This window comes from Chryseobacterium sp. WG23 (assembly GCF_024586575.1).
In the GTDB taxonomy this organism is placed as follows: Bacteria; Bacteroidota; Bacteroidia; order Flavobacteriales; family Weeksellaceae; genus Chryseobacterium.
The window spans coordinates 48,548-60,861 of sequence record NZ_JALCZE010000004.1; the positions used below are offsets into that span (position 1 = coordinate 48,548).

Genomic DNA, 12,314 nt, shown 5'->3' on the forward strand with positions numbered 1-12,314 from the left:
TTATTTCAACAGCTTATTATTATCTTTGATCATTATTAAATCATTTCGGTTATGAAGCTAAAAGTTGTTATACTTTCACTTTCTGTATTTGCATATACAGGTTTCACCGCACAAAATATTCAGAATAATCCTGGCAGCAACCACGGAAATAAATTCGAGCAGCTCGGGACCATACTTCCTACACCCAATATTTACAGAACAGCTTCAGGAGCTCCGGGACACGGATACTGGCAGAACAGAGCGGATTACAATATCACGGCTTACCTGGATGAAGACAAAAAAAATCTGAAGGGTTCTGAAACGATTACCTATTACAATAATTCTCCTGATGAGTTGGATTATATCTGGCTTCAGCTAGACGAAAATGAGCACTCCAATATCAGAAATGCAGGATATGGAGCCTCATCTGTACTTCCTTCTTCCACTACTGATCAGCAGCTTAAAGCAACTGAGCTTCCCGTAAAAGACAACGGGTATGGAGTAAACCTTGAAAAAGTAACGGATGCCTCCGGAAATCCTCTGAAATATACTGTCAACAAAACGATGATGCGTATAGATCTTCCAAAAGCATTGAAAAAAGGAGAAAAGCTCATCTTTACCATAGGCTGGAATTATAATATTTCCAACAGAATAAAAATGGGAGGCCGTGGCGGTTATGAAAATTTCCCTGAAGACGGTAACGACCTTTTTACCATGACGCAATGGTATCCCAGAATGTGTGTATACAGTGATTTCCAGGGATGGCAAAACCATCAGTTTACGGGAAGAGGTGAATTTGCACTCGTTTTTGGAGATTTTAAAGTTTCCGTGAATGTTCCGGCAGATCATATTGTGGGCGGAACCGGGGAATGTAAAAATTATGATCAGGTTTTAACTTCCGACCAGTTATCAAGGTATAAAAAAGCTGAAAGCGCAAGTGAACCTATAGAGATTGTCACTTTGGATGAAGCTAAAAAAGCAGAGAAAAACCATTCAAAACAAAGGAAAACATGGGTTTTTGAAGCGAATAACGTAAGGGATTTCGCATGGACTTCCTCAAGAAAATTTGTGTGGGACGGAATGCAGGTAACCATTCCTGAAAACAATAATAAGGTAATGGCTATGAGTTTCTATCCTAAAGAATCTTACGGACTTTACAGAAAGTTTTCCACAAAAGCAGTAGCCCATACCATTAAAACCTATTCGGAATTTACCATTCCCTATCCTTATCCTGTAGCACAATCTGTGGAAGCAGCCAACGGTATGGAATACCCGATGATCTGTTTCAATTTCGGAAGAACCGAAAAAGACGGAACCTATTCTGAAGGAACCAAAAATGGAATGATCGGAGTGATCATCCATGAGGTAGGCCACAACTTCTTCCCCATGATCATCAATTCTGATGAGAGACAGTGGGCCTGGATGGATGAAGGCCTCAATACCTTCACAGAATATCTTACGGAAGAAAAATGGGATAATAAATTCCCATCTAAAAGAGGACCGGCATGGACGATTGTAGATTATATGAAACTTCCGAAGGATCAGCTGGAACCCATCATGAGTAATTCTGAAAACATCGTTCAGTATGGACCCAATGCTTATTCAAAACCGGCGACTGGGCTGAACATCCTTCGTGAAACCATCATGGGAAGAGAACTTTTTGATAAAGCATTCAAAACCTATGCTAAAAGATGGGCATTCAAACACCCTGAACCTGCTGATCTTTTCCGTACTATGGAAGATGCCAGCGGTGAGGATCTTGACTGGTTCTGGAGAGGCTGGTTCTACGGAACGGATCCGGTAGATATTGCCATTGATAAAGTTACTGTTGCTACTCCTGATCTGGAAACACTAAAAGCAGCTTCCGAAAAAAAATACCAGGTAGAAAGTCCTTTGGTAAACAGCTTCGAAGATATTTCTAAAATAAGAAACAGAGAGGATAAGAATATTACTTTTTATGTGGATAAAGACAAAGATCTTCAGGACTTCTATTACAGATATGACAGAGGTCAGGAAAAAATAGATACCCATAAGGAATACACTGCCAAAACTGAAGCCTCCACTCCTTTGGATGCTAAGGATAAAGAGAAATTCAAAAACCTTACGGCTTATCAGATAGATTTTACTAATAAAGGTGGGCTGATCATGCCTATCATCCTTGAGTTTACTTTTGAAGACGGCTCAAAATCTTACGATAAATCATCGGCTCAAATCTGGAGGCTTAATGAACAGAAGGTTTCCAAGACGTATTATTTTGATAAGAAATTAGTATCTATACAACTTGATCCTATGAAAGAAACAGCTGATATTGATACTTCCAATAACTTCTGGAGTAGTACCGGATCCAGCAGCGGAACTTCCAAATTCCAGTTATTTAAACAAAAACAGGAAGCAGGCTCCGTAAGAGGAGGTGCAAACGGAAAAGTAAATCCGATGCAGGCCTCAGGAAAAAAATCATAAAAAAATAAAAGGTTGTCTTAAACAGGAGGCAACCTTTTTTCTTATAAAACAGCTTCATCATTTTCGGTTAAAGCCCAAAATCTGCGGGAGCTGTATAATCTGTGGGAAACTTTACTAGGAAAAATTAATTCAGATAAGCTTTTAAAGAATTTTTATATGTTCTCCCAAGCGGAAGTTTCTCCCCGTCTTTAAGATATACATTCGCGGTATCATAAGAACTGATATGAGAGGACAATACGATATAGGATTTGTGAATCCTTATAAAGCCTAAGTTTTGAAACTTTTCTTCGAAATTAGACATTCGCTCAAGGATCATATATTTTTTCAAATGGGTAATCAGGATGATATATTCTCCAAATCCTTGAATCCATTTGATATCTTCCAGTAAAACTTTATTCATGATATAATTGGATTTGAACATAATAAAGTCTTCCTTCTTTTGATCTTCCGTAGATTTTTTAAACTGAAGAAAATCCTTTGCTTTGGTCACTGCTTTTCTAAAAGTCTCAAAGTCTACCGGTTTTACCAGGTAATGAACGACATCAAGTTCAAAAGCTTTTACAGCATACTGGGTTTCCAGTGTAAGAAATATACACAGGGGTTTATAGGGAAGCTGAAGTAAAAGTTCAATTCCGTTGATATAAGGCATATTAATGTCCAGAATTACGAGGTCTACTCTATTTTCCTTCAGGTATTCAAGGGCATCCTGAGGATTCTGAAATACTTCCAGCAGATCGACATCTTCCATCCGCTCACAATAATGCCGGATCAGTTCTAATGCCGGATATTCATCATCTACACTTACAATCGTCAGGTTGGCCATTACAGTTTAATTTTTAATATAGTCTGATACATATTGTTTTCCATACTTTCGGATATAAAAGTAAATCTCTCAGGATAATATTTTTTCAAAATACTGATCACCGCTTCATTTCCCAGCCCACTATCATTAAGATTACTGACCAGAGTCCTGTTTTGGGCAACGGAATTTCTGATATCGAATAAAAATTCATGATTCTCTATTGTATAGCTTAGTTTTATAAAACTTCCCGCTTCTATACCCACCGCAGAATGTTTTAATGCATTTTCAAATAAGGTAAGGCAAATGGAGGGTGGTATTTCAATCAAGTCCAGGGTTTCTTCATCTTCAATATCAAAACTGATATCCAGCAGGTTATTATATTTCAGCTGATAGAGTCCTTTGAGAGACTGGATCGAAGAAAATTCCTGTGAGATCGTAATATATTCTTTATTGGTGTCATAAATGACATATTGAAGTAATTTACTCAGGTGCAAAATAGATTCTGAGGTATTTTCGGATGGGGTAATACTTTTGGAATAAATATTATTAAGTGTATTCAATAAAAAATGAGGATTCAGTTTGGATTTCAGGAGATCAAGATACAGCTGATCTTTCTCTTCACCCAGATTTTTAAAATCCTGCTCAATAAGAAATTTATTTTTTGTTATTCCCAAAAATGAAGCAACAAGAATCACAATCCCCTGGACAGTATATACATTGTACAGAAATTTAGTATTGGAGAGCGTTTCATTAAACTTCATATTAAATACAGCAGGTTCCAGTAAAATTCTGAAAAGGCTTGAGACCAGAAAACATATCAAAGCATACAGAATAAATTCCGGGTATTTATTGGAAAGGTAAAACTGGGGAACCAGATAAAAATAGACCAGATAATAGATTCCTATATTCAGAATAAATGCAAACAATACACTCCATATCAATTCCGGAACATCTAAAAAGTAGTTTTCGGTGAAAAAAATAATAGCCAGGAACACCAAAAAGAAAAAAACATGCTGAAACCTCAGCAAAAATCCCCAATGGTATTTCATGAGCGTTTCCAAAACCTTTGCATTAAACAATAGTCTGAAAACCAATAATATAAATATAATATTTATCAGTAAAAACATCCGGTTAAATGAATTTTCCCATTTTTCAAATATAGCATCTTTTTACGCCAGATTGCAGTTCACTGATAAAAACAGTCATTGATTGAAAAATAAATTCCCGGCTTCTTCTTATAAATATATTTGAGACATCGGGATATTAATCAAATCTTACATGAAAATTAAATTAAAATTAACTATTATCATAGTATTGGGATTCAGCAGGCTTGCTGATGCACAAAGCCGTGATAACTACAATATGTGGTTTCAGTACTTAATGTCAGCAAAACTGACTGATAAAAGTACTTTGACAGCACTTTCTCAATACCGTTCTTTTGATATGGCTTATGATACAAGGCTTTTCCTGGTCTCCGCCTATGTAGATTATGAAGTAGCCAATGAGGTACGCCCTGCGGTGGGGGCTATGTTTTTGGTTCTGGATTCTTACCGCTCAGACAGTTCTAAAAAAGAAAGGTATGAAAAAAGGCCTTTCCAGCAGGTATCACTGGGAGGTAATATAGGAAGAACATCCGTTTCTCACCGTTTCCGTGTGGAAGAACGTTTTATAAGCAATCCGGACGAATTTATCGTAAGACTGCGCTATCTTATTTCTCTGAGAATTCCTTTCAACAGAGCCGGAGAAAAAGAAAAGCTGTACGGTATTCTGAAAAATGAAATCAGGATGAATGTCGTGAAAGAAGACCCATTTGACAGCAATCGTCTGACGGCAGGAATAGGTATAAAAACCGGAAAGAATTCCGCAATAGAAGTTGCATTTATCAACCAGCTGGAAACCGGGTCTACCAGTAACTATGCCTATATCGGCTATAGAAACAGCTTCGACTGGAGAAAAAACAAAAACAAATAATCTAAATACACTCATTATTATGCTTACATTCCTTGGGTTTCTGATGATCATTATCTTTATGGTGCTTATCATGAATAAAAAAATGACTCCGCTTACTGCCCTGGTGATTATCCCTGTCACAGTGGCATTATTTGCAGGCTTTGGCCCTCACTTGGGGGAGATGATGAAAAACGGAGTTAAGGAAATAGCCCTTACCGGCGTTATGCTGATCTTTGCTATACTTTATTTCAGCTTAATGATAGACACCGGGCTTTTTGAGCCTCTCGTGAATCTTATTTTAAAAGCCGTTGGAGATAATCCTATCAAAACCACTATAGGAACAGCTATTCTTACCACACTGGTTTCATTGGACGGTGACGGTTCTTCTACTTATATTATTGTAGTGGCTGCCATGTTACCTCTTTACAAAAAACAAGGAATAAACCCACTGGTCTTAACCTGTATTATCATGCTGGCCGGAGGAATTATGAATATTCTTCCATGGGGCGGCCCTACAGCCAGAGTAATGAGCTCCCTGAAGCTGGGGCACACAGAAATTTTTGTACCTATGATTCCTATTATGGTACTGGGAATTGCCTGGGTTATATTTGTAGCCTATATTCTGGGAAGAAAGGAAAAGAAAAGAATTGCAAAACATGGGAAGTATACCCGTTATGCAGCCAGTGATATTACCGGTGAGTCGGATCCTAGGCTTCTACGTCCCAAACTGATTTGGGTGAATCTCTGCCTTACCACTGTTCTTCTTACCGTTATGATTTTAGATATCGTTCCGCTGGGAATTGCCTTTATGATTGCTTTCTGTATAGCTTCTGTCATCAATTATCCTAAACTGAAAGACCAGCAGAAAATCATGTCTAAACATGCAGGAAATGCTTTATCGGTAGCCGGAATGATCTTTGGAGCAGGAATTTTCACCGGAATTCTTAACGGATCCGGTATTATGCAGGCAATGGGTAACAGTATGATAGAAATAGTTCCTAAAAACTGGGGAAGTTATTTGAATATTATCACGGCTGTATTCAGTGTTCCCCTTACCTTTTTCCTTACCAATGATGCCTACTATTTTGGGATATTACCTATTGTTGAAGCCACAGGCCATCAGCTGGGAATTGCTCCTGATATTCTTGGGAGGGCAAGTCTTGTAGGCCAGGCTTCCCATCTGCTGAGTCCGTTGGTTCCTTCCACCTATTTATTGGTGTCATTGGCCGGGGTAGAATATTCAGACCATCTGAAATATACGTTGAAATGGGCTATCGGGTCTTCGGTGATCATGTTGCTGGGTGCTCTCCTTCTCGGTACCATCTGATCTGTTTTTTTCATAATTATTAAGTTTCAACGTTATAATGATGCCCTAGTTTATATATTTGTTGTATAAAGACCGCATATCTTTCCCGAATGAATCTCTTACAGTCTCAGAAAACATTTACCGGCAGGTACCTGAAAAATCTTACCTTATATGTATTCACAGCCATTATAGGCGGAGTACTGACAGGTCATTATGCTCCGGAAGCAAGCATAAAGCTGGGCGTGGTAAGCCGGTATTTCTTCATCATTCTGGAGTCTATTATCCTACCCATTATTTTTATGGCAATTATGTACGGAATATGCCAGCTTTCTGATATTAAAAATGCAACACGCATCGTATGGCAAACGATTTTATATTTTCTTATCATCAGCTCAATAGCTATTGTACTGGGATTTATCTTTGGCTCCATCATACAGCCGGGCGCTGACACAGGCATTAATACCAGCAAAATCAATACGTCTCTTCCCAAAACTTTCGAAATAAAAGATGGAAAAATTTCTACCATTTTATACCTGAACAGACACGGCCTATTTCTTATTCTGTCCATAGTCCTGGGAATATCCATGAATCTTTCAAAAGGAAGGGAGAGATTTTTGAAACTGCTGGATAAGGGATTAAGCATTTTTTATATTTTTATTAAATATCTCTACCTTGTTCTTCCCATCATCATCTTTTGTAATATTGCTTACGGAGTAGCTATCTATGGAATCAATACCCTGTTGCCGCTTAGTAAAGTGGTGGCTACGGTATATCTGGCAGACATTGTCTTTATTTTCGGAATATTAGGATTGATCTCCTACTTTTTCAAATTCAACCTGTTGAAATTCCTGCTTAATATCAAGGAGGAAATTATCCTGGTCATTACTACCTCTACTTCCAAAACAGCATTCCCATTAATTTTTGAAAAAATGGAATCTGAGGGCTACAGCAGGAAGATTTTAAGATTTATTATTCCTTTAGGCTATAACTTCAATCTGGCTGGAGCCTGTATTTATATTTCGGTAACCTGTTGTTTCCTTGTTCAGTTTTATAATATTTCACTGACGATCAATGATTATATCTGGCTGTTTATCATTATTTCTTTTACCTCAAAAACAGCGTCAGGAGTTCCCGGTTCCGGATTTTTAGCTCTTATATTTACCCTGAACAGATTTGGAAAAATACCCCTTACAGATTTAGCTCTGCTTTACAGCGTAGACCGTTTTATGAATGAAGCCAGATCAGTCACCAACTTTATAGGCATTGCAGTAGCCGGAGCCATTATTTCAAAATTCAACCAGCAGCAGAAAAAAGTTCTACCATAATTTCAACATAGTAACCTATCATAGATGTAAAGGCTTAATCAAATGTAACTTTTTGAAAACCAACACTACTTATCAGCAAAAAAGCTATGAAAACATTTCTGATCCTTTTGCTCATAGGCAGTACTCATGTATTTTCACAACAACTGCTTACCCCATCCAATACCAGTATTGATCTCCAGCTCATACAGGACGAAACATCTGAAGCAGTATGGTATGCTGAAAATGCCGGTCAAAAAATAGAAATCGGTAACATTACTACCCAGATTAAAAAATTAAACACAACAGATCTGCTCATAGAGACCACCGTAAAAATGAAGCAGATGCCCAATACCCATTGGGTAGATTCCACCCTTGTGAAAACCGCCAATCTTCAGCCGATACGCCATTCATCCTTTAATATGAACCGCGATATGGTTTTTACCTACCACAAAAACAAAGTAACCGGGTATTATCTTGATAAGAAAACTCAGAAAAAAGATGATATTGACATGCCTGCTACCCATTATTTTGACAGCAGCAGTTATCCGACACTGATCAGGTTTCTACCCTTGAAAGAACACTACACTGCAGAAATTTCCATTTTTGACTATAATCCCAATGCAACAAAAAAAGGAATAATGAAAGCCTACATCCAAAGTGTAGAAAAGGGGGACTATCAGCATAAAAAAGTATGGATCGTAAAAACCGCTGACGACATTACAAAAAAAACAACGACTGTAACCTATTATATTGATTCTGACACACGGAAAATCCTCAAACAGGACATTGAATCGGGAACAAGAAAAATGTCAATAGAAACAATACAATAAATAAAAAAATATCATTTAATGACTGATAACCAAATCATTATTTTCAAAAAAAATACAAAAACATATCACACATTAAGGAAAAATATTTATATTTGATCCACTAAACACCAAATGTCAAAAACCTGATTGACGTTAAATGTTCAGGAATTGTACACCTTATATATTATTAACTATGAAAAATGCTAAATTATTAAGCAGAGATGCTCAGAAATCAATCAACGGCGGCGCTATAGGACGCTTTTGCTGTGAATACAACTACAAAGGACAATGTATCCTATGGATTGGACCTGGACAATATTGCCCATAGTAAAAACCAACTCATAGTGTTCAATAAAAGCCGGAAGATTTTCCGGCTTTCTGTTTTTATTTTTCTGCCAAATTTTCACATCCCCCGACAAAAATCTGCCATTTCATCCACTGACCCCTGATGGCATACATTTAGAGAATTATACTACAGAAATACTTAAAAAATAAATATATTATGTCAGTAAACTTTAAACCATTAGCAGACAGAGTTCTAGTAGAACCAATTGCTGCAGAAACTAAAACAGCATCAGGTATTATTATCCCGGACACTGCAAAGGAAAAGCCGCAAGAAGGTACTGTAGTGGCAGTAGGTCCTGGTAAAAAAGATGAACCTACAACTGTTCAGGTAGGTGACAAAGTTCTTTATGGAAAATATTCAGGTTCTGAATTGAAATTGGAAGGAAAAGATTACTTAATTGTAAAAGAAGCTGATTTATTGGGAATTATCGGGTAAGCTTCTAGCTATTGGCTTCTGGCAAATGGCCTTCTATATAGAATTTAATTCATGAGAGATTTTAAAAAATTTGAAGTTTGGCAATTAAGTCATCAATTGACTTTAAAAGTATATACTTCAACCAAAAACTTTCCGAAAGAAGAAGTTTTTGGACTTACTTCTCAAATAAGAAGATCATTTGCGTCAATTGGATATAATATTTCAGAAGGAAGCGGCAGAAATTCGGATAAGGAATTCGCCCATTTCATCAATATTGCATTAGGATCATCCAATGAAGCCGAAAACCAATTAATTCTTGCTAAAGATTTGGGATACATTAATGAAAATGATTATCAAAATATTTTGGAAGAATTAACAATACTCAAAAAGAAGCTTGTAACATTGTGGAATAGGCTAAAAGTAAACTAAAATTAAAAATCAAATTGCGACTTGTATAAAGCCAAAAGCTAACAGCCAGTCGCCAAAAGCTAAACAATATGGCAAAAGAAATAAAATTCGATATTGAATCAAGAGACGCGTTAAAGAGAGGTGTTGATGCATTGGCTAATGCAGTAAAAGTAACTTTAGGTCCTAAAGGTAGAAACGTAGTAATCGAAAAATCTTTCGGTGCTCCTCACGTAACTAAGGATGGTGTTTCTGTAGCAAAAGAAATCGAACTTGAAGACAGAGTAGAAAATATGGGAGCGCAAATGGTAAAAGAAGTTGCGTCCAAAACTAATGATATCGCAGGAGACGGTACTACTACCGCTACTGTTTTGGCACAGGCTATCGTAAGAGAAGGTCTTAAGAATGTAGCTGCTGGTGCTAACCCAATGGATCTTAAAAGAGGAATCGACAAAGCAGTAACTGCTGTTGTTGAAAACCTTAAATCTCAATCTAAAACAGTTGGAGATTCTACAGAAATGGTGAAGCAGGTAGCTTCAGTTTCTGCGAACAACGACGAAACTATCGGATCTTTGATCGCTGAAGCTTTCGGAAAAGTAGGTAAAGAAGGGGTAATCACGGTAGAAGAAGCTAAAGGTATCGATACAACTGTAGATGTTGTAGAAGGTATGCAGTTTGACAGAGGATACCAGTCTCCATACTTCGTGACTAACCCTGAGAAAATGGTAGCTGAAGTAGAAAACCCATATATCCTTTTAGTAGAGAAGAAAATTTCTTCAATGAAAGAATTGCTTCCTGTTCTTGAGCCAATTGCACAAGGTGGTAAGTCTCTATTGATTATCTCTGAAGAAGTGGAAGGTGAAGCTTTAGCTACTTTAGTGGTAAACAAATTAAGAGGTTCTCTTAAAATTGCTGCTGTAAAAGCTCCAGGATTCGGGGACAGAAGAAAAGCAATGTTAGAAGATATCGCAATCTTAACTGGTGGTCAGGTTATTTCTGAAGAGCAAGGTTTTACGATGGAAAACATCTCTTTAGATATGCTTGGAACAGCTGAGAAAGTAACGATCGATAAAGACAACACAACAATCGTAAACGGTGGTGGTGATGAAGCGAAAATCAAAGGAAGAGTAGCTCAGATCAAAGCTCAGATGGAAACTACAACTTCTGACTACGACAGAGAGAAACTTCAGGAAAGATTAGCTAAGTTAGCTGGTGGTGTTGCTGTACTTTATGTAGGAGCAGCTTCTGAAGTGGAAATGAAAGAGAAAAAAGACAGAGTAGATGATGCATTACACGCTACGAGAGCAGCTGTAGAAGAAGGTATCGTTGCAGGTGGTGGTGTTGCTTTAGTAAGAGCAATCTCTGCGTTGGAAAACCTTACCGGAATCAATGCTGACGAAACTACAGGGATTAAAATCGTTAAGAGAGCTATCGAGGAGCCATTAAGACAAATCGTTGCTAACGCAGGTGGTGAAGGTTCTGTAATCGTTGCTAAAGTAGCAGAAGGTTCTGGAGACTTCGGATACAATGCTAAAACTGACGAGTATGTTCACATGCTTGAAGCAGGAATCATTGACCCTACAAAAGTAACAAGAGTTGCCCTTGAAAATGCAGCTTCTGTATCTGGAATGCTTCTTACTACTGAGTGTGTAATCACTGAAGTGAAAAAAGACGAACCTGCTATGCCAATGGGAGGTGGAATGCCGGGAATGATGTAACAGCCAGCGACCGAGGCAAATTAATATACTAACCGCCCTATTTTTATAGGGCGGTTTTTTATAAAACTAATACTTGAAAACTCAATAATAATATGGAACATATAGAATATTTTGATAAACTTATAGCATTTCTTGAAAATGGTATAAAAGAATATAGAGATATTAAAGTTTTAATAAACAAAGGCGATATATCAAAAGAATTCGAAGAAGTATTTAATCAAATACAAAAAATAAATGAGCTATCGATGCTATTTATTATTGCAAATTCGGATCTAAGTATCTCATTAAAAAATTTACATATTGTAAAAAATGATTCTGAAAAATTATTCTTTCTCAAAAATATTTTTTTAACAATACATGAAGTAATAGTTGTATATAGTGCAAATGGAAAACTAATTAATAGTATTTGTAAAGATGATGATCAGGCAATGGAAGCTTGTAAAACAACAGCCGCTAACCTTAAAAAATTTAAAAAAGATTTCAATTATGATAATTATATAATTCCTCTTCGTAATAATATTTCGGCACATATTAATATTGATTCTTTTTATGATGAGACTATTCAAATTGATATTGAGAAAACTATTGAAATGATTTTACAATTTGGAAATGACTTTTTATCACCTGCAACATCCTTGGTAAGAATTCTATTGAATTCTCTCATTTATAATTCGTTAAATAAATCCTCTACATAATTTTATAACTTTTATCCAGTTAGGCCCTAGCATTTTATGCAAGACTCATTTCTAAAATTAAAATAATAAGAGTTGCCCTTGAAAATGCAGCTTCTGTATCTGGAATGCTTCTTACTACTGAGTTTG

General features: G+C 36.8%; 11 protein-coding genes. 9 read left to right on the plus strand and 2 right to left on the minus strand.

The genetic code is table 11. From position 1 onward, the window contains the following. Positions 1-51: 51 nt before the first annotated feature. Complete coding sequence (locus tag MP477_RS07200; RefSeq protein ID WP_257189779.1) at positions 52-2,439, plus strand: M1 family metallopeptidase; 2,388 nt, start codon at positions 52-54, stop codon at positions 2,437-2,439. A 124-nt stretch (positions 2,440-2,563) separates the two neighbouring features. On the opposite strand, the gene MP477_RS07205 is transcribed toward MP477_RS07200, so the two are convergent. Continuing rightward, positions 2,564-3,262 carry a LytTR family DNA-binding domain-containing protein gene (locus tag MP477_RS07205; protein ID WP_047493256.1) on the minus strand — a complete coding sequence of 233 codons (699 nt, stop codon included), beginning with the start codon at positions 3,260-3,262 and terminating at the stop codon, positions 2,564-2,566. Next, positions 3,262-4,368, minus strand: a complete 1,107-nt coding sequence (locus MP477_RS07210) for a sensor histidine kinase (protein WP_257189780.1) — start codon at positions 4,366-4,368, stop codon at positions 3,262-3,264. The genes MP477_RS07205 and MP477_RS07210 overlap by 1 nt, the downstream gene beginning before the upstream one ends. Before the next feature lie 151 nt (positions 4,369-4,519). Here MP477_RS07210 and MP477_RS07215 point away from each other — a divergent pair, with 151 nt between their 5' ends. The 8 genes from MP477_RS07215 (at position 4,520) to MP477_RS07250 (ending at position 12,188) form a co-directional block, all read left to right on the plus strand. After that, positions 4,520-5,212, plus strand: a complete 693-nt coding sequence (locus MP477_RS07215; RefSeq protein ID WP_257189781.1) for a DUF2490 domain-containing protein — start codon at positions 4,520-4,522, stop codon at positions 5,210-5,212. Beyond that, on the plus strand, positions 5,157-6,518 hold the full coding sequence (locus tag MP477_RS07220) for a CitMHS family transporter (protein WP_373567411.1): 1,362 nt from the start codon (positions 5,157-5,159) through the stop codon (positions 6,516-6,518). Before MP477_RS07215 ends, MP477_RS07220 begins: the two co-directional genes overlap by 56 nt. An 89-nt stretch (positions 6,519-6,607) precedes the next feature. Further along, positions 6,608-7,822, plus strand: a complete 1,215-nt coding sequence (locus MP477_RS07225; RefSeq protein ID WP_257189783.1) for a cation:dicarboxylate symporter family transporter — start codon at positions 6,608-6,610, stop codon at positions 7,820-7,822. A gap of 86 nt (positions 7,823-7,908) precedes the next feature. Continuing rightward, positions 7,909-8,631, plus strand: a complete 723-nt coding sequence (locus MP477_RS07230) for a hypothetical protein (protein ID WP_257189784.1) — start codon at positions 7,909-7,911, stop codon at positions 8,629-8,631. Positions 8,632-9,112: 481 nt separating this feature from the next. After that, positions 9,113-9,391: a co-chaperone GroES gene (gene groES / locus MP477_RS07235; protein ID WP_045500963.1), complete on the plus strand. Its 279-nt coding sequence runs from the start codon at positions 9,113-9,115 to the stop codon at positions 9,389-9,391. Positions 9,392-9,442: 51 nt separating this feature from the next. Beyond that, on the plus strand, positions 9,443-9,799 hold the full coding sequence (locus MP477_RS07240; protein ID WP_257189785.1) for a four helix bundle protein: 357 nt from the start codon (positions 9,443-9,445) through the stop codon (positions 9,797-9,799). A 68-nt stretch (positions 9,800-9,867) separates the two neighbouring features. After that, positions 9,868-11,493 (plus strand): chaperonin GroEL, encoded by a 1,626-nt coding sequence (groL, locus tag MP477_RS07245; RefSeq protein WP_230038159.1) that lies wholly within the window; start codon positions 9,868-9,870, stop codon positions 11,491-11,493. Between the two features lie 92 nt (positions 11,494-11,585). Beyond that, entirely contained in the window at positions 11,586-12,188 is a 603-nt protein-coding gene (locus MP477_RS07250) for a hypothetical protein (RefSeq protein WP_257189786.1), read from the plus strand. The last annotated feature ends 126 nt before the right edge of the window (positions 12,189-12,314 follow it).